The organism is Streptomyces sp. NRRL S-244 (assembly GCF_000717915.1).
In the GTDB taxonomy this organism is placed as follows: domain Bacteria; phylum Actinomycetota; class Actinomycetes; order Streptomycetales; family Streptomycetaceae; genus Streptomyces.
This window is the reverse complement of record NZ_JOCX01000042.1, coordinates 41,331-63,112: the sequence shown is the minus strand read 5'-3', so window position 1 is coordinate 63,112 and position 21,782 is coordinate 41,331. Positions and strand designations below refer to the sequence as shown.

At 73.7% G+C, this 21,782-nt stretch carries 19 protein-coding genes and 1 pseudogene; 10 read left to right on the top strand and 10 right to left on the bottom strand.

From position 1 onward, the window contains the following. From IF02_RS35795 to IF02_RS0130545, 3 genes and pseudogenes are all read left to right on the top strand, one after another. A pseudogene (locus tag IF02_RS35795) lies at positions 1-373 on the top strand (hypothetical protein); the annotation flags it as partial. Positions 374-429: 56 nt separating this feature from the next. Further along, the gene (locus IF02_RS0130550; RefSeq protein ID WP_030162743.1) at positions 430-1,200 is read left to right on the top strand and encodes a DUF4239 domain-containing protein; all 771 of its coding nucleotides are present in this window, start codon (positions 430-432) and stop codon (positions 1,198-1,200) included. 186 nt (positions 1,201-1,386) lie between these two features. Then, positions 1,387-1,965 carry a hypothetical protein gene (locus IF02_RS0130545; RefSeq protein WP_030162742.1) on the top strand — a complete coding sequence of 193 codons (579 nt, stop codon included), beginning with the start codon at positions 1,387-1,389 and terminating at the stop codon, positions 1,963-1,965. A 228-nt stretch (positions 1,966-2,193) separates the two neighbouring features. Here IF02_RS0130545 and IF02_RS0130540 read toward each other — a convergent pair whose 3' ends face one another. Beyond that, the gene (locus tag IF02_RS0130540) at positions 2,194-2,745 is read right to left on the bottom strand and encodes a hypothetical protein (protein WP_030162739.1); all 552 of its coding nucleotides are present in this window, start codon (positions 2,743-2,745) and stop codon (positions 2,194-2,196) included. A 355-nt stretch (positions 2,746-3,100) separates the two neighbouring features. On the opposite strand from IF02_RS0130540, the gene IF02_RS0130535 reads away from it, so the two are divergent. Further along, on the top strand, positions 3,101-3,796 hold the full coding sequence (locus IF02_RS0130535) for a class F sortase (RefSeq protein WP_030162737.1): 696 nt from the start codon (positions 3,101-3,103) through the stop codon (positions 3,794-3,796). 49 nt (positions 3,797-3,845) lie between these two features. Here the strand turns inward: IF02_RS0130535 and IF02_RS0130530 are convergent, their stop codons facing one another. Both IF02_RS0130530 and lysX read right to left on the bottom strand, forming a co-directional pair. Beyond that, the gene (locus IF02_RS0130530; protein WP_030162735.1) at positions 3,846-4,778 is read right to left on the bottom strand and encodes a polysaccharide deacetylase family protein; all 933 of its coding nucleotides are present in this window, start codon (positions 4,776-4,778) and stop codon (positions 3,846-3,848) included. A 70-nt stretch (positions 4,779-4,848) separates the two neighbouring features. Beyond that, positions 4,849-8,196, bottom strand: coding sequence for a bifunctional lysylphosphatidylglycerol synthetase/lysine--tRNA ligase LysX (gene lysX, locus IF02_RS0130525; protein WP_030162733.1), 3,348 nt, complete (start codon positions 8,194-8,196; stop codon positions 4,849-4,851). Positions 8,197-8,256: 60 nt separating this feature from the next. Here lysX and IF02_RS0130520 point away from each other — a divergent pair, with 60 nt between their 5' ends. After that, entirely contained in the window at positions 8,257-8,718 is a 462-nt protein-coding gene (locus IF02_RS0130520) for a universal stress protein (protein WP_030162731.1), read from the top strand. A gap of 25 nt (positions 8,719-8,743) precedes the next feature. Here IF02_RS0130520 and IF02_RS0130515 read toward each other — a convergent pair whose 3' ends face one another. Continuing rightward, positions 8,744-9,958 (bottom strand): CapA family protein, encoded by a 1,215-nt coding sequence (locus IF02_RS0130515; protein WP_030162729.1) that lies wholly within the window; start codon positions 9,956-9,958, stop codon positions 8,744-8,746. A 275-nt stretch (positions 9,959-10,233) separates the two neighbouring features. Here IF02_RS0130515 and IF02_RS0130510 point away from each other — a divergent pair, with 275 nt between their 5' ends. Next, the gene (locus tag IF02_RS0130510; RefSeq protein ID WP_030162727.1) at positions 10,234-10,773 is read left to right on the top strand and encodes a sigma-70 family RNA polymerase sigma factor; all 540 of its coding nucleotides are present in this window, start codon (positions 10,234-10,236) and stop codon (positions 10,771-10,773) included. Between the two features lie 201 nt (positions 10,774-10,974). Next, positions 10,975-11,439, top strand: coding sequence for a hypothetical protein (locus IF02_RS0130505; protein ID WP_051696657.1), 465 nt, complete (start codon positions 10,975-10,977; stop codon positions 11,437-11,439). Positions 11,440-11,492: 53 nt separating this feature from the next. Here the strand turns inward: IF02_RS0130505 and IF02_RS32800 are convergent, their stop codons facing one another. The 5 genes from IF02_RS32800 to IF02_RS33325 all read right to left on the bottom strand — a co-directional run bounded on the left by IF02_RS32800 (position 11,493) and on the right by IF02_RS33325 (position 17,731). Continuing rightward, positions 11,493-11,930 carry a hypothetical protein gene (locus IF02_RS32800; RefSeq protein WP_030162723.1) on the bottom strand — a complete coding sequence of 146 codons (438 nt, stop codon included), beginning with the start codon at positions 11,928-11,930 and terminating at the stop codon, positions 11,493-11,495. Between the two features lie 26 nt (positions 11,931-11,956). Continuing rightward, positions 11,957-12,817: an Fpg/Nei family DNA glycosylase gene (locus IF02_RS0130495; RefSeq protein WP_030162721.1), complete on the bottom strand. Its 861-nt coding sequence runs from the start codon at positions 12,815-12,817 to the stop codon at positions 11,957-11,959. Between the two features lie 32 nt (positions 12,818-12,849). Continuing rightward, positions 12,850-14,100 carry a hypothetical protein gene (locus IF02_RS0130490; protein ID WP_030162719.1) on the bottom strand — a complete coding sequence of 417 codons (1,251 nt, stop codon included), beginning with the start codon at positions 14,098-14,100 and terminating at the stop codon, positions 12,850-12,852. Positions 14,101-14,190: 90 nt separating this feature from the next. Beyond that, entirely contained in the window at positions 14,191-16,254 is a 2,064-nt protein-coding gene (locus IF02_RS0130485) for a SpoIIE family protein phosphatase (protein WP_030162717.1), read from the bottom strand. A gap of 7 nt (positions 16,255-16,261) precedes the next feature. Then, entirely contained in the window at positions 16,262-17,731 is a 1,470-nt protein-coding gene (locus IF02_RS33325) for a DUF6777 domain-containing protein (protein ID WP_158708592.1), read from the bottom strand. 192 nt (positions 17,732-17,923) lie between these two features. Between IF02_RS33325 and IF02_RS0130475 the strand changes: the two genes are divergently transcribed. Genes IF02_RS0130475 through IF02_RS0130465 form a run of 3 tightly spaced genes read left to right on the top strand, consistent with a single transcriptional unit; the run spans position 17,924 to position 20,783 of the window. Next, positions 17,924-18,793 carry a YndJ family protein gene (locus IF02_RS0130475; RefSeq protein ID WP_030162712.1) on the top strand — a complete coding sequence of 290 codons (870 nt, stop codon included), beginning with the start codon at positions 17,924-17,926 and terminating at the stop codon, positions 18,791-18,793. Beyond that, positions 18,790-19,323: a DUF1990 family protein gene (locus IF02_RS0130470; RefSeq protein ID WP_030162710.1), complete on the top strand. Its 534-nt coding sequence runs from the start codon at positions 18,790-18,792 to the stop codon at positions 19,321-19,323. The genes IF02_RS0130475 and IF02_RS0130470 overlap by 4 nt, the downstream gene beginning before the upstream one ends. Before the next feature lie 20 nt (positions 19,324-19,343). Then, entirely contained in the window at positions 19,344-20,783 is a 1,440-nt protein-coding gene (locus IF02_RS0130465) for a lipase maturation factor family protein (protein ID WP_030162708.1), read from the top strand. On the opposite strand, the gene IF02_RS0130460 is transcribed toward IF02_RS0130465, so the two are convergent. Further along, a complete protein-coding gene (locus IF02_RS0130460) occupies positions 20,769-21,752 on the bottom strand; it encodes an NAD-dependent epimerase/dehydratase family protein (protein WP_030162707.1) in 984 nt (327 codons plus the stop codon). The genes IF02_RS0130465 and IF02_RS0130460 overlap by 15 nt on opposite strands. Between the last annotated feature and the right edge of the window lie 30 nt (positions 21,753-21,782).

Sequence of the window (21,782 nt, the reverse complement as noted above, 5' to 3'; positions counted from 1 at the left end):
CACCCCGACGCCGACCCCGCCGCCGCCGTCCCCGACGCCCGAGCCGCCCCCGAAGCCGACTCCGCCGCCCGCGCCGCCGCCTCCGCCCGCGCCGAAGCCGGTGCCGCCGCCCCCGCGCGCGCCGCAGGCGAAGCCCCGGCCGGAGCCGCCCGCGCCGGTCCCGCCGAAGCCGGTGCCGCGGCCGCCGCTCCAGGCGAAGGCACCGGACCCCGTGGTGACGCCGCCGCCCCCGCCCCCGAAGAAGCCGGTGGCCAGGCCGGCTTACCGCACGGCGGCCGCCAAGCGGCCCGAGCACCACATCTCACCGGTGACCTTCACCTTGATGACCGCGGCCCCCGCGGTGCTCGCGATCGTCGCGCTGCGGCCTCGCTAGACGCGGCCTGGATCCGCCGCCCCGCACACCACCTTTGTGACCGATTGGGAGTCATCTTGTCGGAATGGCTCGTCCTGACCCTCGCGATGGCGGCGGCCTGCGCCGTGGTGCTGTCCATCGCCTTCTTCAACCACCGGCGGATCGGCGACGACGACGATCCCAACGAGACCCCGGACGTCATCGAGTACATGACGATGATGATCGGGGTGATCTACGCGATCGTGCTGGGTCTGGCGATCGCCGGTGTCTGGGAGGGCCGCGGGGCCGCCCAGGAGTACGTGCGCCAGGAGGCGCAGGCCCTGCACGAGATCAGCGTCCGATCGGAGGTCTACCCGGCCGACGTGCGCAAGAAGATCCGGTCCGACGTCGACGCGTACGTGACGTACGTGGTGGACACCGAGTGGAAGGAGATGGCCGACCACGGCGATCTCACCGACCGCAGCGCGGAACTGCTGGAGCGCATCCGCCGGGACGTCACGGACTACGAACCGCAGACCGACCACGAGGGGCAGGCGTACCAGCCGCTGGTGGACCAGGTCGCCCTGGTCGACGACGCCCGCAGCGCCCGCGGCCAGGGCGCCGGGGCGACGATGCCGGGGGTGGTGTGGTTCGGGCTGATCGCCGGGGCGCTGGTCACGGTGGGCCTGGTCTTCACCCTGCAGATCCGCCGTTCGTTCCGGGAACTGCTGCTGGCGGGCCTGTTCAGCGCGCTGATCGCCTTCCTGCTGTTCCTGATCTGGGACTTCGACGCGCCGTTCGGCCGGGGCATCGCGGCGACCGCCGAGCCGTTCCTCGCGCAGTTCCCCCATCTGCCGCTCGGCGACTGATCGGCACCGCGCCGCAAACCGGGGACGGGCCCGCCGTCCCCGGTTCGGCCCATCCCTGTGCCCCATTCGCCCGTTCCTGATCGCGGGTCACCGCGACCGGACCTAGCGTGTCGGACATCGAGGCGCACGACCCCCCACGTGCGGAAACCGTTCCGCGGCTGCTCCTCGGAGATCCGGAGACCAACCATGGGTGCGATACGCAGCAACGCCACCGCCCTGCTGAGCGCCGGCGCCACGTGCGCCGTACTCGCGCTCGGCGCCCTCGGCGCGCCCTCCGCGACCGCGGCCGAGGCCCAGCCCATCACCTCGTTCGGCTTCGCCATCACCCCGTCGACGGTCGCCCCCGGCGGCCGGACGGTGCTCTCCGTCACCGGCTGCAACGCCGCCTACGCCACCGTCTCCTCCGGGGTCTTCGACACCGTGAGCATCGCGCGCGGCCAGACCGCCCGAGTGACCGTGGACCGCGACGCCCGGCGCGGAGCCGTGTATTCCGTCACCTTCACCTGCAACGGCGAGAACGGTTCGGCGGACCTCACCATCACCGGCGGCACCACCAAGCCCACCACCAGCTCCACCTCCGCCTCCACGTCGACAGCCGCCTCCGCGGCCTCCCGGGGTGCCTCCCTCGGCGTCCGCGGCGGTCTGGGCGGCAGCGTGGCCGGCATGGATCCCCGGGAGCTCGGCGCGGGCGCCGCGCTCTTCCTCGCGGCCGCCGGCGGTACGGCGTACGTACTGCGCCGCCGCGCCTCCACCCGCGGCCACTAGGGGGTGTCCGCACAGTCCTGCCTGGCCCGCGGCGTCTGGTGCCGCGCCTCGCCGCGTTGTCGGGGCGCCCGAGTAACTGCGGACACCCCCTAAGTTCTGCCGTCAAGTCCCGCACATTCCCGGAGCACCGACCGCCGGTCGCCCCGAGTCCTGGGCGGGATTCGGGGCGACCGGCGGTTCCCGGGCTGCTGCGGGCTGCGCAGGGCCCGACCGGGGAGGGCCCGGCCGTCAGGCCCGCCCGCGCAGCGGACGGCGCCGGCGCATCACGTGCGCACCCGCGCCCAGGGCCGCGGCGCCGACCAGGCCCGACCCGATGGCGGTCTCGGCGGTGGACGGGCCGAACGAGCCGCCGATACCGCCCTGTGCGCCGTTGCCCCGGAGGATGGTGAACCGGTGCGTGGCGACCAGGCTGTTGTCGTGGCACTTGACCGACAGCGTGTGGTTGCCCGGCGAGGCGTGGTTGAAGATCCGGACGGTGGCGAAGCCGATGGAGCCGGCCGACAGGTTCGTCTGGGGAAAGTTGCCGGCCGACCAGACCGTGCCGCCGTGGCGGCACCCGGCCGCGCTGACCTGCATCGTCGAGCCTTGGTGCACGGAGTACGGATTGACGGTGACATTGCTCGGGCCATTGCCGTTGTTGCCCCCGAAGCCGCCGTTGCCACCCTGACCCGACGGAGATCCGCCCAGTGGGTCCGACGGGTTCGCGGCGGCGAACGGGGTACTGAGCCCGACGGCGAAGACGGCCGCCGCGGCCACGGTGAGGGCGCGGAGAACACGCATGGTGGAACCTCCAGCGGAAAGCGCCCCGGAGCGGTCGCCCGGGAAGATCGACGAGAACGCCTCCCACGACGAACCCTCGGGGCGGCTCGCAACCAGCGCATTTCCGACTTTGGGCCGCAAGGTTGAGCGACACGCCGAGGCGCGCGCGGATCGTCTGACGGATCCGCAGGTCACGACCCGTCAGGCATTTATGTGACGAATACCTGGATGGGCGCACCCCTTCCGGACGCGCCGCCACCCGTTCGCCCTTCACCGATCGCCGTCTTGCGCACGCAGCCTTAGCGTGCGTGGGGAAGGGCGTACAGGGGTGGGACAAGAACGCGGGTCGGGACCCCCGCGTCGGGAAGGGAGAGCCATGACCGAGGACGAGAGCGAGCAGCCACCGAGACGACGATCCCCCTGGGGCGTGCTCGCACTGGTCATGCTCAGCGGCCTCGCCATGATGCGCAACGGAGCGGACATCGGCGAAGGTCCGCCGCAGCCGACCGCCGCGGCGGCGGTCGGGGTGCCGGCCGAGCAGCTGCCGGCGGCTCCGCCGGTGCAGGGTGAGCAGCCGATGCACCAGGCCGCGCCGCGCCCGGAGGTGCAACCGCTGGAGCACTCGTCGGTCCAGCGCATCCGCATCCCCAACATCAAGGTGGACGCGCCCGTGATGACGGTCGGGCTGGACGCGCAGGGCTGGATCGAGGCCCCGCCTCCGCAGGACCCGAATCTGGCCGGCTGGTACCTCAACGGGATCTCGCCGGGCCAGCGCGGCTCGGCGGTGATCGTGGGCCATGTCGACAACGCGAGCGGCCCGGCGGTCTTCTACGGCCTCGGTTCGCTGCGCAAGGGCAACCACATCGAGGTGGAGCGGTACGACGGGCGCACGGCGGTGTTCGAGGTGTACGGGGTGGAGGTCTTCTCGAAGGAGACGTTCCCCGGAGCCCGGGTGTACGGGGACAACGGGCACGCGGAGCTCCGGGTGATCACCTGCGGCGGCGGCTACTCCAAGGCCCGGGGCTACGACGGCAACGTCGTCGTCTTCGCCCGGATGGTGCAGACCCGCTGAGCGGCGGGGCCGCCGCCGGGCCGCGCCGCCCTGTCCCGGAGGACGTTCCTCAGCGGGGCGGCAGCGCGGGCAGCGTCATCCGGTAGCCCCGGGCCAGGAGTTGGGGCAGGTACGTGCTCACCGCCTGCACGCTCTGCGAGCGGTCGCCGCCCGCGTCGTGGTTCAGCACGATCACGCCGGGCGCCGCGCCCTTGAGGACGTTCGAGACGATCGTGGTGGTGCCCGGCTCCTTCCAGTCAAGGGTGTCCACCGTCCAGGCGAGCGGCTCCATGCCCAGCTCGGCCCCGATCTCGAACGCCGCGCGGTTCCACGCCCCGTACGGCGCCCGGAACCACTGCGGCGCCTCCCCCACCGCCTGCTGTACGACCTCGCTCGTCCGGGCGATCTCGGAGGCGAGGGCGGGCCGGCTCAGCGTGGGGATGAGCGGATGGGTCCAGGTGTGGTTGCCGATGACGTGGCCCTCGGCGGTCATCCGGCGCAGCAGGTCCCGGTTGTCGGTGGCCATCTCCCCGCACACGAAGAACATGGCGCGGACGCCGTACCGGGCGAGGGTGTCGAGGATGGCGGGCGTGTAGCGCGGGTCGGGCCCGTCGTCGAAGGTGAGCACCATGGCGCTCGCCGTGCTCGCGTCGGGCGGCAGTTCCAGGATGGGCCGGGTCCGTACGGCGGGCCGCGCGGCGGGCGGGCGCAGCGGGGCCTCGGCGGTCATGGGGCTCAGCCGGTACGCGGCCTGGCCGGGCGCCTGCGGCCGCAGGGCGCGCACCCCGCCCGGTCCGGCGGCTCCCCCGGGTCCGGGCTGTCCGGCCGCCGCGCCGCCGCCGGGAGCGGCGCCGAGGCCGGCGCCGGGTGCGCCGCCCGCCGTGTTCTGGCCGGGCGCGCCGGTCTCGCCGCCGGTGAGCAGTCCGGAGGCCGCGGCGACTCCGAGGAAGACGGCGGTACGCAGGAGCACGCGTCGCCCTACTGTCGGCTCGTCATTTTTCATTATTACTACGTATCAACGACATCCCCGCAGATGTCGAGAGGCGCGAACGCGCGCGCTGCCCCTCACCCGATCAGCCGCGCCGCACCAGCGGGAACGGCAGCGTCTCGCGGATCGTGAGGCCCGTGAGGAACATGACCAGCCGGTCGACGCCGATGCCCAGGCCGCCCGTCGGCGGCATCGCGTACTCCAGCGCGTCCAGGAAGTCGTTGTCGAGCTCCATCGCCTCCGGGTCGCCGCCCGCGGCGAGCAGCGACTGGGCGGTGAGCCGGCGCCGCTGCTCCACCGGGTCCGTCAGCTCCGAGTAGGCGGTGCCCAGTTCAGTCCCGAAGGCGACGAGGTCCCAGCGCTCGGCGAGCCGCGGGTCCCCCCGGTGCTGCCGGGTCAGCGGGGAGACGTCGGTGGGGAAGTCCTTGTAGAAGGTGGGCAGCTTGGTCTTCTCCTCCACCAGCCGCTCGTACATCTCCAGCACCACGTCGCCGCGGGTGTTCTCGGGCGTGTGCGGGACGGCCGCCCGGTCGCAGAGCCGCCGCAGCACGTGCTCCTCGGTGTCGGCGTCGACCTCCTCCCCGAGCGCCTCGCTGATCGCCCCGTACATCGTCTTGACCGGCCAGACCCCGGAGATGTCGTGGACGACGAGCTTGCCGTCCGGGCCCGCCTTGTGGGCGACCGGCGAGCCGAAGGCGGCGGTCGCGGCGCCCTGGATCAGCTCGCGCGTGAGGTTCAGCATCACGTCGTAGTCGGCGAAGGCCTGGTAGGCCTCCAACATCGTGAACTCGGGATTGTGCTTGTAGGAGACGCCCTCGTTGCGGAAGGTGCGGCCCATCTCGAAGACCTTCTCCAGGCCGCCGACGCACAGCCGCTTCAGGTACAGCTCGGGCGCGATGCGCAGGTACAGGTCGAGGTCGTAGGCGTTGATGTGGGTCCGGAAGGGGCGGGCGTTGGCCCCGCCGTGGATCTGCTGGAGCATCGGGGTCTCGACCTCCAGGTAGCCGCGGTCCAGCAGCCCCTGGCGCAGTGCCTGGACGGCCGCGGAGCGGGCCCGTACGACGTCCCGCGCCTCGGGGCTCGCGACCAGGTCGAGGTAGCGGCGCCGCACGCGCGCCTCGGGGTCGGCGAGACCCTTGCGTTTGTCCGGCAGCGGGCGCAGGCATTTGCCGGTGAGCTGCCAGGAGGAGACCACGAGGGAGGGCTCGCCGCTGCGGCTGGCGCCGATCTCGCCGCTCGCGACCACGTGGTCGCCGAAGTCGACCTGGGAGGTGAAGGAGTCCAGTACGCCCGCGCCGCTCTCGTCGCGGGTGAGCATCAGCTGTATGTCCCCGGACCAGTCGCGCAGGACGGCGAAGACCACGCCGCCGAGGTCGCGTACGAGCATCACCCGGCCGGCGAGCGTGGCCTGTTCCCCGGAGCGGGCGCCGGGCGCGTGCCCGGGGCCCGGCGCGTGCCCGGGGCCGGGGCCCGGCGCGTGCCCGGGGAGGGCGGCCCTCAGCTCGGCCACGGTGTGGGTGCGCTGCCGGATGCCGACGGGGTACGGGTCGGTGCCGGCCGCCCGGATCCGCTCCATCTTGTCGTGGCGGACGCGGACCTGTTCGGGCAGCCGCTCGGCCCGCGCCGCCGTTTCCGACTCCACGTCCACGAGGTCGAGGGCGAGGGAGTCGATGGACGGCAGCCCCTCGGTGCTGGCGGGCGCGGTGAGCCCCTTGGCGTGCCCGTTGCCCCACAGTTTGCGCAGGCTGGGTACGGAGACGAAGCCCTCGGCGATGCCGGAGGCGAGGCTGACCCGGGCGAGCGAGCCGGCGTCCTGGTAGCAGAGGAACCGCGGGTACCACTCGGGCCCGTACTTGACGTTCGAGCGGTACAGGGCCTCCAGCTGCCACCAGCGGGAGAAGAACAGCAGCAGCCTGCGCCACAGTTTGAGCACCGGCCCGGCGCCGATCCGGCCGCCCTCCTCGAAGGCGGAGCGGAAGACGGCGAAGTTCAGGGAGATCCGGCGCACGCCCAGGCCCGGCGCGGCGGCGCACAGCTCGGCGACCATGAACTCCATGACGCCGTTGGGGGCGGTGCGGTCGCGTCGCATCAGGTCCAGGGAGATGCCGTCCTTGCCCCACGGGACGAAGGACAGCAGGGCGATCAGCTCGCCCTGCGCGTCGAAGGCCTCGACGAGCAGGCAGTCCCCGTCGGCGGGGTCGCCGAGCCGGTCCAGGGCCATGGAGAACCCGCGCTCGGTCTCCGTGTCGCGCCAGGTGTCGGCGCGCTCGATGATCCGCTGCATCTCCTCGTCGCTGAGGGCGCAGTGGCGGCGGATGAGGGTGGTGGCCCCGGTGCGCTTGACGCGGTTGACGGCCTGGCGGGTGACGCGCATGTCGCGGCCGTCGAGGTCGAAGTGGGCGACGTGCAGGATCGCCTCGTCGCCGAGCTGGAGGGCGCTGAGCCCGGAGCGGGCGTACGCGGTCGCCCCCTCCTCGGAGGCGCCCATGACGGCGGGCTGCCAGCCGTGGCGGCGGGCGACGGTGAGCCAGGCGTCCACGGCGGCGGACCAGGCGGCGGGGTCGCCGACCGGGTCGCCGCTGGCGAGGCAGACGCCGGCCTCGACGCGGTAGGTGACACCGGCCCTGCCGTTGGGGGCGAACACGACGGCCTTGTCGCGGCGGGTGGCGAAGTAGCCGAGGGAGTCGCTGCGGCCGTAGGCGCCGAGCAGCGCCCGGATGCGGGGCTCCTCGTCCCCGTGCAGGGCGGCGGTCAGCCGCTGGGAGCGGAACAGGGTCGAGGCGGCGTTCAGCAGGGCGAGGGCGCCGAAGAGGCCGAGGAAGAAGTACAGCGGGCGGGGCGGGTGGCCGTCGAACTGGCGGGGCGAGACGAGGCCGCCGAAGACCTGCCGGGCGGCCCAGTCCAGCCACTGCCCCTTGGGCAGGGTGCCGGGGAACAGCGCGACCAGCCCCCACCCGGCGAGGACGGCGACGAGCAGGCCGAGGCCCAGGACGAGCATCGCGCGCCAGAAGGCGCCGGGCCGGGAGGCGGCGTAGAACTCCTTGCGGGCGGCGATCAGGACCACGAGGGCCGCGACGGCGATGGCCATCGAGGGGCCGCCGATCCAGTAGTACTCGTCCGCGATGATCAGGACGTCGACCAGCAGGAGCAGGGCCAGATAGGTGACGACGATCCACCACGCGACCTTCTTGCGGGTGCCGAGGGCGGCGGCGAGCAGGAAGAGGAAGACGGCGTAGGCCAGGTTGGCGCTGACCGGCACCACGATCTCGTCGAGGAAGCGCACGATGTGCCGCAGCAGGTGGCGCAGCGTCGGGGAGAGCGCCAGTACGGCGCACAGGAGTCCGAGCGTTCCGAAGAACGCGGCGAACGCGTCGGGCACCCGGTTGAGGAAGCGGTTCCGGGTGCCCCGGGTCTCCTCCACGGTGGCACTCATGATTCGCACTGTAGGGAGGCCCGCGCTGCGGCGCGCGGCGAAGCGCTTAACCTCGGGAGGGTGACTGAGCACGTGAACACGGGATTCGAACGCGGTACGGACGGTCCGAAGGTGATCCTCGCCGGGGTGGACGGGTCGGACTCCTCCCTGCGGGCGGCGGCGTACGCGGCGGGGCTGGCCCGGCGGCAGCACGCGCTGCTGGCGCTGGTGTACGTCCAGCCGGTGATGCCGGCCGGGGCCTCGCTGGGCGCACCGGTGGCCGACACCACCGGGGAGATCGCGGAGGGGCTGGTGGCCGAGATCCGGGACGCGGCGGAGCGGCTCAAGGGCATCTACGAGGTGCGCTGGCAGTTCCACACCTTCCGCGGCGATCCGTACGCGGGCCTGGTGAGCGCGGCGGACGAGCTCAAGGCGGACGCGGTGGTGGTCGGCGCCTCGGAGCAGGCCGGGCACCGGATCATCGGCTCGGTGGCGGTCCGCCTGGTCAAGGCGGGCCGCTGGCCGGTCACGGTGGTTCCGTAACCGGCATGCCCCGGCGGGGGCGCGGCTACTTCGCCATCGTCAGGCCGTCCTTGGCCGCGCCGCGGCTGAGGACGGCTTCGCTGACGGCGTCCTGCGCGTTCTCGTACGCGTCGTCGCCGGGGTCCTGCGCGAGGGCGGCGGGCAGGTTGACGACCTTCCCGGCGGACAGGTCCATCATCTGCGGGATGAACTCGGCCTTGGTGACCTGCCAGCGCCCGCCCGCGGCGGCCGGAGGGGCGAAGGTGAAGCGGCCGATGGAGCCGTAGTTGCCGCGCATGTCCCGCGCGCCGGAGTAGTTGAACATCTCACCGGCGACCTGGTCGCCCATGCCGTAGATGATCCACGTCCCGTTGACCTTCTCGTAGGCCTGCGGGATGTGTGCGTGCGTGCCCAGGATCATGTCGATGTCGGGGCGCCCGCCGCTCTGCGAGGCCGTCAGCTCCTTGCCGAGCGAGAGCTGCTTCTCGTCCGGCTCGGTCTGCCATTCGGTGCCCCAGTGCACGCTGACCAGGACCACGTCCGCGCCCGCCTTCCGGGCGGCCCGCGCATCCGCGATGATCTTGTCCTTCTCCATCAGGTTGACGGCCCACGGCCGGCCCTCCGGCATCGGGTAGCCGTTCGTGTCGTACGTGTACGCGAGGTGCGCGACCTTCGCGGAGCCCGCCGTGTACAGGGTGGGCGTGGCCGCCTCGGCCGCCGTGCGGGCCGAACCGGCGTGCTTCAGCCCGGCCTTGTCGAACTTGTCGAGGGTGCGCTTCAGGCCCTCGGCCCCGGCGTCCAGGGTGTGGTTCGAGGCCGTGGAGCAGCCGTCGTACCCGGCGTCCGCCAGTCCGTCGGCCACTTCCGGCGGGGACTGGAAGGCCGGGTAGCCGGTGAACGGGCCGCCGTCCTCCCCGTACACGGTCTCCATGTGGCAAAGGGCCAGGTCGGCTGCCGAGACCACCGGCTTGACCAGGGAGAACATCGGCCGGAAGTCGTGGCCGTCGCCGTCCGCGTCCGCCGCCGCCCGTTTGATGACCGAATCGTGCGGCAGCACGTCGCCGGTCGCGACCAGGGTGAATCCCTTCGCGGCGCCTTCGGCCGGGGCCGAGTTCGCCCCGGAGCCGGCGGAGGGCGCCGGGGCGCGGGAGTTGCCGAGGCGGGCCGGCGCGGGCTCCTTGCCGGAGGAACAGGCTGCGGCGGCCGCGGCCAGCAGGACAGCCGACAGGAGCGCGAGGGCCTGCCGGGTGTGCTTGGTCATCTGAGCCAGCTCTCATTAGTAGGACTATCTGACCATCTGTAATCCATGGGGATAGACGTCACCAGTCGGGAGGCGGATCCAAAGGGCCCGCACGGCACCCGCCCTCACCCGGGTGGCCGTTCGCCGCGCCGTTCGACCGTTCACCGCCGGGCGCGGCCGCCCACCGGATGACCTGGGCGCTTGGGCGCAACGGCGGGACAGGACGGTTCCCGGGGCGCTCCGTGCAGGTGAGGGTGGGTGCGTCGGAGCCGAACGGACCCAGGAAGGAGGCACTCGTGCCCCTCTCCCCCACCCTCCTGCGCACGGATCCCGAGGCGCTGGCCGAACTCCAGCGCGACCACGGGCGGGCCCTGTTCGGCTTCCTGCTCGGGCTCACGGGCGGGGACTCCCAGCGCGCCGAGGACCTCGTACAGGAGACGCTGGTCCGTGCCTGGCAGCACCCCGAGGTGCTGGAGAGCGCTCACGACTCCATGCGGCCCTGGCTGTTCACGGTGGCGCGGCGGCTGGCGATCGACGCCCGGCGGGCACGGCTGTCCCGCCCGCAGGAGGTGGACCCGGAGGGGCTGGAGCAGGCGCCCGCGCCCGAGGACGCGGTGGCCGGCTCGGTCACGGCGATCGACGTGAGGCGGGCCGTGGGCTCGCTCGGGCCGGAACACCGCGACGTGCTGGTGCAGGTCTACTTCCAGGACCGCTCGGTGGCCGAGGCGGCGGCGGAGCTCGGGATTCCGGCCGGAACGGTCAAGTCCCGTACGTACTACGCCCTGCGCGCGCTCAAGAAGGGCCTCCAGGGATACGGGTACGGCCTCGGCGCCTGAACGAACCGAATGCACGTGGATCGGACACAAAACGCATCGAAATCGGCCTCAGAGCGTTCAAGTTGGGTAAACATGCCCCGTTCCGCAAGTCGCTCGGTGAAGGCTCATGGCTGACGACGGGAAGCTCGACGCGCGGGAGAAGGTGGAACGGTGCAGCCCGAGGGTACGAACGGCACCAGTGACGGCGGGCTCGCGGTGCCCATGGCATGGCTCTACGCGGAGTACATCGCCGACGAACTGCTGCGCACGGGCCGGCTGATCCCGGTCAGTACCCTGGAGTTCCGCGCCGGGCGGGACACGCTCGCGCTGACGATCTACCTCTCCGACGCGGCCGGGGAGCTCTCCGGGATCCGGGTGGTCTCGCAGCTCGACGAGTGGCTGTCGCTGACGGCGTACGGGCATCCCTGGCGCGACTGGGTGGACACCCGGTTCCTCGCGCTGGGCGAGGACGCCAGGGAGCGCGGCCGCGGCGAGGACCCGGACCTGGAGCTGGCCCGGGCGGCCTGGCGCTGGCTGGACCGCACCGAACTGTTCGCCACCAACCTCGACCCGGGCCGGCACGGCCACGCCGACACCCCGCCGGGGCTGGACGAGAACGCGCGGGTGTGGACCCCGGCGTGGCAGCTCGGCCTGCCGCTGGGCCACTTGGCGATGCACCTGTTCTGAGGGCGCCCGTCGTGGCGCGCGCTCCGGGACCGCCGGGACCGCCGGGGCCGCGGTCAGCCGGAGCCGGGGCGGTGATACGGGCCCGGCGCCTCGGCCGGATCCATCACCAGGCCCGTGAAATCGGCCTCGTTGCGCTCGGCCCGGGTGACGTACCAGCGGGCGATCAGCCACATCACCGGATACGCCACCAGGCCGAGCGCCACCCAGACCAACGGCCCCGACGCCGAGCGCGCCGGCGTGAACAGCACCGGCAGCGTCCCGACGAGCAGCGCGAGGACGCCCAGCGCGCCGAGCCCGGCCCGGAGCTGGCTGCGCATCAGGGCCCGGACGTACGTGGCGCCCAGGGTGGTCTGTTCGGAGATCTCCGAACGGGCCGGGGTGTGCGCGGGCGGGCGGCGGCGGGCGGCGCGGGGCACACCCGTGACGATCTCGCGCCGGGGCTGCGGCGGCGGCTGCTGCGGGCGCGCATGCGGCTGCTGCTGGTCGGCCATGGGGCCGGAGTCTACGCAGGCGCACGTCATTTGAGGAGACGGGAGAGCCTGCGGTCGGCGAGCGGCTTCCCGCCGGTCTGGCAGGTCGGGCAGTACTGGAGCGAGGAGTCGGCGAACGACACCGAGCGCACCGTGTCCCCGCACACCGGGCAGGGCTCCCCGGCCCGGCCGTGCACGCGCAGCCCGCTCTTCTTCTCGGCCTTGAGGTTCCCGGCGGCCACGCCGTGCGCGCGCTCCACGGCCTCGCGCAGGGTCCGGCGGACGGCCTCGTACAGGTGGGTGACCTGCTCCTCGTCGAAGGAGGCCGCCAGTTTGAAGGGCGAGACCTTCGCGGCGTGCAGGATCTCGTCGCTGTACGCGTTCCCGATCCCGGCGATGACGCCCTGGTCGCGCAGCACGCCCTTGATCTGGCGCCGCTCCCCCGCCAGGAGCGCGGCGAACGCGTCCCGGTCGAACCCGTCGGCGAGCGGGTCGGGGCCGAGGCGCGCGATGCCGGGCACCTCCTCGGGGTCGCGCACGACGTACACGGCGAGGCGCTTCTGCGTCCCGGCCTCGGTGAGGTCGAAGCCGCCGCCGCCCTCCAGGGCGACGCGGAGGGCGAGCGGCCCCTTGCCGGGGCGCGGCGGCCGGTCGGGCAGGGTGTCCTGCCAGCGGAGCCAGCCGGCCCGGGCCAGGTGGGTGACGAGGTGGAGCTCGCCGATCCGGATCGCCAGGAACTTCCCGTGGCGGGCGGTGGCCCCGGCCGGCTGCCCTTCGAGGGCGCCGAGCGGCGGGTCGTACGTCTTGAGCACGCTGACGGCGAGCGGGAGGACGCGCTCCACCACCCGCCCGGAGAGGTGCTCGTCGAGGAACTCCCGCAGGGCCTCGACCTCGGGCAGCTCGGGCATACCCCCACCTTCCCGCGGGGTCCCCGCCCCGGCTACCCGAACCGGGAGCTGCGCACCGGACCGGGCGAGCGGACGCGGTCGCGCGGGCCTCGGAGCCATCCGGCGGCCACGGCCGCGGTGAAGGTCCGCAGCCCCTCGTCCGGGTCGGCGGGGGTCTGCCCGTCGCCCTCGTCCGGGGCCGGGTCGGCGGTGACGATGTCGCGGGCGATCTCCTCGGCGGGCCGGGGGTCGGCGGGCCACTGACCCTGCTCCGCCCACGGTGCGACGGTGTGCTGGGCCAGCAGGCCGCTGACGTCGGCGGTCACGGCCGGCGGGTCGGTCCAGCAGGTGGCGTGCTCGTACAGGACCTGGCCGTCTGTGCGCCCGTGCAGGGCGGACAGGAGCTCGGTGTCGTGGGCGTTCAGGTCGTACGCCACCACGACGGTGTCCGTGCGCGCCGGGTCGTACGGTACGGCGGGCAGCCCGAGCAGCTCGGCGGCCGCCAGCCCGAGTGCCTGACAGGGCCGGCCGGGCAGCAGGGAGACGGTGCCGGGGCGGCGGCCGGCGGCGTCCAGGACCAGGCCGAGCCGGTCCAGGCCGCGGCGGCACAGCCCGTGCTGGTCGCCGAGGTAGGCGTAGCGGCCGGTCATGCCCGCGTCGAAGCCGTACGGGGAGAGGGTGGCCAACAGCCCGCCGGTGAGGGCGAAGTGCCAGCCGCGCAGGTCCCGCTCGCCGAGTGCGCCGGCGGCCTCGGCGAGCGCGGCCCGGGACAGGATCCGCCGCTGCCGGTCCCGGGCGCCGAGCCACCGGGTGTCCTCGGGGTCCGGCAGGGCGGCGGCCGTCCGGCGGGCGGTGTCGAGGTCGCCGGCGAAGAGGGCGTTGTGGACGAGCAGGTACCGCTCGGGCCAGGGCGCCAGAGCGGCCCCCCGCCCCGCGAGCAGTGCGGCGGCCTCTCCGTGCCGGTGCTCGTCCTCCAGGGCGGAGACCAGTTCCTGCACCAGCCGCCGGGAGTCGGGCACCAGCGCGAGCGCCTGGCGCAGCGGCGCCACGGCGAGGAAGGCGATCCCGTGCTCGACGCAGCCGTAGCCGAGGTCGTAGAGCGCCTGGGGGTCGCGGGGCGTGCGGGCGGCGGCCTTGGCCGCCCGGGCGAGGTCGTCGAAGCCGGCCGCTTCGGCCAGGTGCCTCGTCGCCTTCGCGAGGTCGGCCAGGGGGGCGGTCTCGGCGTGCGGCCGCAGGGTGCGCACGGCCCCTGGAAGATCTCCGGCCTTGATCAGCCGGCGGACGTCGTCTGTCATCTGGGTCATCGCGTTGATCGTCCGGCACGGCCGCGAGCGGCCGCAACGGAATTTGCGTCCGGCCGGGAGCTGCGGGACCTGACGGTGCGACGGGGCCGGTCAGGGCATCACGAACTCGCACCAGACGCATTTGCCGCTGCCCCGGGGTTCCACTCCCCAGACGTCCGCCAGGCGGTCCACCAGCATCAGGCCGCGGCCCGAGACGCCCGATTCGCCCGCTTCGCGGCGGCGCGGGAGGGCGCTGGAGCGGTCCTCGACCTCGACGCGGAGGCGGCGTTCGGGGCTCGTCAGGACCCGGAGGGTCACGATGGCCGGGCCGTCCGTGTGCATCAGGGCGTTCACGATGAGCTCGTCCGCGACGAGTTCGATCTCGTCGGCCCGTTCCCGCGCGCCCCACGCCCGCACCGCCGCGCCGATCATGTGGCGGGCCGCGACCAGCGCTTCCGGGTCTCCCGGGGCCACGTGCTGCTGGAGTCGGCCGCCGCCCCGCGGGGTGTCCTCCACCTGGCGGCGCAGCAGGAGCAGCGCCATGTCGTCGTCGCCGCCGCGCTCGTCGATCACCCCGCACAGCCGGTCCGCCAGCCGCCCGAGGTCCGCCGGGCCGCTCCGGATCAGCGCGGAGAGCAGCTGGATCCCGTCGTCGAGGTCCGCGCCGGGGTGTTCCACGAGTCCGTCCGTGCACAGTACGAGCGTTTCCCCCGGATCCAGTTCCACGGTGGTCACCGGGTACTCCAGGCGGCCGAACTCCGCCGACAGGCTCAGCGGCATCCCGCCCTCCACCGCCAGCCGCAGGCAGTCCCCGTCCCGGGTGCGCAGCAGCGGGTCGATGTGCCCGGCGCGGACGACTTGCAGGACGCCCGTCGAGAGGTCGGCCTCGACGTACGTGCAGGTCGCGAACCGGTCGGTGTCCAGCTCGTGCAGGAACACGGAGGCCCGGGCCATGACCGTGCCCGGCGCGTGCCCTTCGGCGGCGTACGCGCGCAGCACGATGCGCAGCTGGCCCATGACCGCCGCCGCGTGCGTGTCGTGGCCCTGGACGTCGCCGATGACGGCCCCGACCCGGCCGCCGGGCAGCGGGATGACGTCGTACCAGTCGCCGCCGATGTCCTGGCCCATCCGGGCGGAGCGGTACCGTACGGCGATCTCCGCGCCCGGCACCGACGGGATCCGGCGCGGGAGCATCGCCTGCTGGAGGCCTTCCGCCAGATCGTGCTCCTGCTCCAGCAGCATCGCCCGCTGGAGGCTCTGCGCGATGCTGCTGCCCAGTGCGATCAGCAGGTTCCGCTCGTCCTGGGTGAAGCCGTCCTTGTCCTGGTAGAGCAGGCCGATCGCGCCGATCGGGCGGGCCTGGGCGATCAGCGGCAGGTAGGCGGCCGCCGAGATGTTCATGTACGAGATCTTCGCCCAGAGCTCGGGGTATCCCTCGGCGAACTCCTCCGCGGTGTCGAGGAACCGCGGCTGCAGCGAGCGGACGACCTCGCTCATCGGGTACTGCTCGTCGATCCGCGTGTAGCGGGTGCCGGGGACGAAACTGTCCTCCGGCCCCTCGGCCACGAGGTGGATCCGCCCGGCCTCGACCAGCCCCATCACCATGCCCATCGAGCCCAGCCGCTCCAGTCCGTGCGCGTCGCCGATGACGTCGATGACGTCCCGTACGGTCCGGGCGTGCGCGAGGGCGGCGGTGGTGCTCTCGACCACCGAGGTCTGGCGGCGCCGCTCCTCGTCGAGGCCGAGGCGCTCCGCCGAGTGGCTGAGCTCCTCGGTGGCGTCGCGGACGATGCCGATGATCCGGAACGGGCGGCCGTCGGAGCCGCGCATGACGCGGCCCTGGGTGTGGGTCCAGCGCAGCCGCCCGTCCTGGGCGCGGATCCGGAAGTACGCGCCGTAGCTGTCGTCACCGCTCTTGAGGACGCTGGAGACGAGGGCGTCGAGCCGCGTCGCCTCGGCGGGCGGGACGCGCGGGCCGAGGGATTCGGGCCGACCGTCGTACTCCCCGGGCGTCATGTCGTACACCTCGAGGGCCGCTGCGTCCATGTGCAGGAGACCGGTCTCAAGGTCCCAGTCGAAACTGCCCATGCGGTTCAGCGAGAGCGACCGGTCCGGGTGTGCGGGCCAGTCGTCCGGCAGCGATACGGTGGTCGGCACCGATCCACCATGACACACGGGCCGGTCAGGCGCTCCCCAACGAGCGGGCGGGGTTCGCGAGCGGCTGCTGCCGTTCCTGCTGCCGTTCCTGCTGCCGTTCCGGGCCGCCGAAGGGGTCGCCCGGCCCGTCCTGGCCGGACGGGGCGAAGGGGTCGTCGCTCCGGCCGAACGGGTCGTCGCCGCGGCCGAAGGGGTCGCCCTGGGAGAACGGGTCCCCCGGGTCGGGCTGCCGTGGCGCCGCGCCGTCGGCCTCCGGCGCGAGCCCCGGGTCCGCGAAGGCGTCCGGGGGTACGTCGCCCGGCCGGTTCGGGGGTACGTCGGACCGCGGAGCCGCCGGGGGCTGTCCGGGGCGCTGCTTCTGCGGGTCCGGCGGCACGGCCTGGCCGGGCCGGTCCGGCCGGGCCTGCTGGTCCGGACCCGTCTGCTGGTCCGGCCGCGCCTGCTGGTCCGGCCGCGCCTGCTGGTCCGGCCCCGCCTGCTTGTCCGGACCGGCCTGCTCGCTCTGGGCCGGTACGCAGTCGGTGGCCTCGGGGGCCGGGACCCCGGCGGGACCGCGCGGCGGCTTCGGCGGGGCCGGCGGGGCCGTCCTGGCCAGGCCGTTCGTACCGGCGCCGGCGTCGTTGCCCGTCTCGGGCGGGGCGCACGGCTCGGCCGGGGCCGCCGCGGGCGGGGTCACGGGACCGGAGGGGATGCCGTTCGCCGGGTCGTACGCGGGGACCGGCTGCGGGGTGCCGTCCTGCGCGCCGTCGTCTCCGGTCTTGCGCTCCAGCCAGGTGTTGTCGGCGATGTTGACGATGACCAGGCTCTTGACCGGGTGCGGGGTCGGTTCGATGACGATGACCTGCTGGGGCTGGTAGCCGCTCCACTGCTCGCCCTTGAGCGCCGGGGAGCCCTTGGGGGCGCGCGGTGCCTGGAGCGGATTTCCGCAGGCGCAGCGGACCCGGGGCATGCCGTGGTCGTCGACGAGGACGGCGGTGCCGGCCTGGAGGACGGACTGGAAGGCGTCCCCGCGGCCGTCGCGGAAGGCGTGGTTGGTGACGCGGGTGTCGGCGCGGAGCACGACCGGGGTCAGTGCGCGCAGAAACTCGGGGAGCTTCGCCCGGTCGACGGAGACGGCCTGGGCGAAAGCCTTGGCCTTGGCCTCATCCTCGGTGAGGGCGCGCAGCTGCTGTTCCACGTCACAGCTGCCGAGCCGCTTGGTTCCGGCGTAGAGGCCGGGGGTGGCGGCGTTGACGGTCCGGATGCCCTGGCCGGTCGCATTGGGCAGCGGGGGCTGCGCGGGCGCGGACTCGCCGGTGGCCGAGGTGGTGGTGAAGGGGTCGGGGCCGGCCGTCCCCACGGGCTGGAGCAGGACCTCCTGGCTCTCCGGGCCGGCCGCACTCTTCGGTTCCTCGGGAGCGCCGCAGGCCGCGGCGAGCAGACCGAGGAGCGTGAAGAGGGCTGCGCGGACCGGTGTATGACGGCGTGGAGCCTGACGGTGTGTCGGTGCGTGCACGTGAATCTCCCTTTCGCCCCGGTTGCTCCCTCCTGTCTGCCGTATCCGCGGGAGGGCCGCAACCGGAGCGGCGCGATGGAGCAGGGCCGAAGCCGGGATCACGTCTTGAACATGTTCAAGGAACCTCGTAAGGTCACGACCGCGAGTTGAACGCGTTCAAGGCGTTCGTCCGCACGCGGAGGGGAGTCCACGATGGCGGTACTGGTGCATCTGATCGTCACCCTGGGCATGCTCTACGTGATCCCCGCCGGCCTGCGCCTGATCGACCCGGCCGGGCTGCGCGGGATCGCCCGGATCTGGCCGCTGCTCGCCGCCCCAGGAGCCGTATGCCTCTGGCTGCCGCGCGGCGCGGGCGCCGCGGTGCTCGCCGCGCTCTACGCCGCGGCCACCCTGGCACTCGCGGCCCGGGCCCCGGCCCGGCTGCTGCGGTCCCTCCGGACACCGACCGGCCGAGCCGGGCCCCTCGCGCCGGCCGAGATCGCCGTGCTCACCGCACTGGTCGCGCCGTCGGTCGCCGGGACCGCCCTCGTCGCCGAGCGCGCCGGGTACCGGCTGTTCGGCTTCGACCTGGACATCCTGGCGCTGACCGTGCCGCACTTCCACTTCGCGGGATTCACCGCCGCCCTGGTCGCCGGGCTGGTCTGCCGGGCCGCCCCGGCGGCGCCCGGCGGTACGACGCTGTCGCGCTGGGCCGCGTACAGCGTCCCCGGCGGGACCCTGCTCGTCCTCCTCGGCTACTTCGTGGACGACTGGGCGGAACTCGCGGGGGCGGTGGTGCTGACCGGCGGGATGTGGGCGGTGGCGCTGCTGACCTGGCGGGAGATCCGGCCGGGTGCCCGGGGCCGCACCACCCGCGCGCTGCTGGCGGTCTCGGCCGCGGTCCTGGTGGCCACCATGCTGCTCGCCCTGTGGTGGGCGCTCGGCGAGGCCACCGACCTCGTACACCCCACTTTGACCTGGATGGCCGCGACCCATGGTCTCGGCAACGCGCTCGGCTTCGCCCTGTGCTCCCTGCTGGCCTGGCGCAGGCTGGCCGTCGACCGAATGGAGACCACGCCATGACCCGCCTCATCGGCGCCGGCCGTGACACCGTCAACTACCCCGACCGGGGTGCGACGCGGCAGCGGCCGCTGCCCGCCGGATACCACCACCTGCACCACCGCACGCGGATCGGCCACGGGCAGGCCGCCTTCGAGGCCGCCGGAACCGCCGTCACCACCTTCGGCGCCCACCGGGCCTCGGGCATGCTGGTGCGGGCCGGCCACGGCGCGGTCCGGCCCGGGAGCCGGGTGGTGGTCGGGATCGGCTTCGGGCCGCTGCGGATCAGCGCTCCGTGCGAGGTGATCTGGACGGCGTACGAGCCCGCGCGGATCGGTTTCGCGTACGGGACGCTGGCCGGCCACCCGGAGTGCGGGGAGGAGTCCTTCATGGTGCTCCGGGACCCGGACGGCACGGTGTGGTTCGAGGTGACCGCCTTCAGCCGCCCGGCCGCCTGGTACACCCGGCTCGCGGGCCCCGTGGTCCCCGTCCTGCAGCTGCGTTACGCCCGATGGCTGGGCCGCACCGTACGCAGGCTGGCCGCCGCGGCCTGATCCGCCCGATACTGGAGGGGATGGACTGGTTCACGGCGCCCGGCTACTGGCTCGGCCGGCTGGTCTTCCAGCGGGCCCTCGCCGGCGTCTACCTCTTCGCCTTCGTCGCGGCCGCCCTTCAGTTCCGGGCCCTGATCGGGGCGCACGGCATGCTGCCCGTGCCGCGCCACGTGCGGTACGTGCCGTTCCGGCGCGCCCCGAGCCTGTTCCAACTGCGCTATTCGGACCGGCTCTTCGCCTGCTGCGCCTGGGTGGGGGCGGTGGTGGCCGCGGCCCTCGCGGCGGGGGCGGGGGACCTCGTTCCGCTGGGCGCGGCGATGGGGATGTGGGCGCTGCTGTGGCTGCTGTACCTGTCGATCGTGAACGTGGGACAGACCTGGTACTCCTTCGGCTGGGAGTCGCTGCTGCTGGAGGTGGGCTTCCTCGCGGTCTTCCTCGGCAATGCGCGGGTGGGGCCGCCGGTGCTGGTGCTGTGGCTGCTGCGCTGGGTGGTCTTCCGGGTGGAGTTCGGCGCGGGGCTGATCAAGATGCGCGGGGACCCCTGCTGGCGCAAGCTGACCTGCCTCTACTACCACCACGAGACGCAGCCGATGCCGGGGCCGCTGAGCTGGTTCTTCCACCATCTGCCGAAGCCGCTGCACCGGGTGGAGTGCGCCGCGAACCACGTGACCCAACTGGTGGTCCCGGTGCTGCTGTTCACCCCGCAGCCCGTGGCCTCGTACGCGGCCGGGATCATCGTGGCGACGCAGCTGTGGCTGGTGCTGTCGGGGAACTTCGCCTGGCTGAACTGGATCACCATCACGGTGGCCCTCTCGGCGATCGACTTCACGGGGCTCGCGGGGCCGCCGCCGGCCGCGGCCTCGCGCGCGGCGCCCGTCTGGTTCGCGGTCCTGGTGTGCGCGGTGACCGTGCTGGTGCTGGTGCTGAGCCGGCATCCGGTGCTCAACATGATCTCGCGGCGTCAGGTGATGAACCGCTCCTTCGACTCCCTGCACCTGGTCAACACGTACGGGGCCTTCGGCACGGTGGGCCGGATCCGGGACGAGGTGGTGGTGGAGGGGACCGCGGACCGGGTACCGCGGGAGGACGGGGCGTGGCGGGAGTACGGCTTCAAGGGGAAACCGGGTGATCTGCGCAGGGTTCCGCGCCAGTTCGCCCCGTACCACCTGCGGCTGGACTGGCTGATGTGGTTCGCGGCGCTCTCCCCCGACTATGCGCGGGACTGGTTCGGGCCGTTCGTGGAGCGGCTGCTGGCGGGCGACCGGGACACGCTGCGGCTGCTCCGCCACAACCCCTTCCCGGACGCCCCGCCGCTGTACGTACGGGCCAGGCTGTACCGCTACCGGTTCACCACCTGGCGGGAGCTGCGCGAGACGGGCGCGTGGTGGCACCGCACGCTGTTGCGCGAGTACCTCCCCCCGACCCGCCTCGCCGAAGCCTCCTGGTCAGAGCCCGAGTAGCACGGCTTCGCGCTCCGCCGACAGGCCCTTGGTCGAGCGGTCGCCGCGCACGGGGGCGGGGCCGCCGAGGGACCGGAGCCAGGCCCAGGTGTCGGCCACGGTCTCCTCGATCGGGCGGCACTTCAGGCCCGCCGCCCGCGCCTTGGTGACGTCGGAGCCGAACATGTAGTCGTGCAGTTCGCCCTCGGGGATCCAGATCGGCAGTTCGGTCCAGGGTGCCACGCCCGCCTCCGCGATCCGGTCCTCGTCGATCCAGCGGAATTCGGCGCGGCCGCCGGTCACGGCCGCGCAGGCGTCGAGGAGTGCGCCCATCGTGGCGTGCCCGGACGGCGAGACCGCGTCGTACGGTCCGCCGAGCCCGGCCTCGGCCGCGTCCAGGGTCCAGTGCGCGAGGTCGCGCACGTCGATGTACTGGATCGGGAGTCCGGGCCGGCCGGGGGCCGGTGTGGGGCCGCCGCGGGCGGCCCGGTCCAGCCACCAGGGCAGTCGGCCGACGTTCTCGTACGGGCCGATGATCAGCCCGGCGCGCACCAGCAGGGCCCGGTCCCCGAAGGCGTCGAGGGCCGCGAGCTCACCGCCCCGCTTGTCCTCGGCGTAGGCCGTGGCCTCGGCGTCGGGCGAGCCGTCGACCAGCGGGCCGTCCTCGGTCAGGCCGGCGGGGGCGGGGTACGCGTACACCGAGCGGCTGGAGATGTAGACGTACCGCCCGGCGCGGCCGGCCAGCAGCCGGGCGCTGTCGCGCACGGCGGTCGGGGCGCCGCTCCAGGTGTCGACGACGAGGTCCCACTCCCCCACCGCGAGGGCGTCCAGGCCCCCGGGCTCCGTGCGGTCGCCGCGCAGGGCGGAGGTGCCCGGCGGCGGCGCGTGGTGCCCGCGGTGGAAGACCGTGACCTCCCAGCCCCGGGCCAGGGCGTCTTCGGTGATCGCGCGTCCGACGAATTCGGTACCGCCCAGCATGAGTAGCTTCATGCAGGCCAGCGTGGCGGGGCCGGGGCCCGG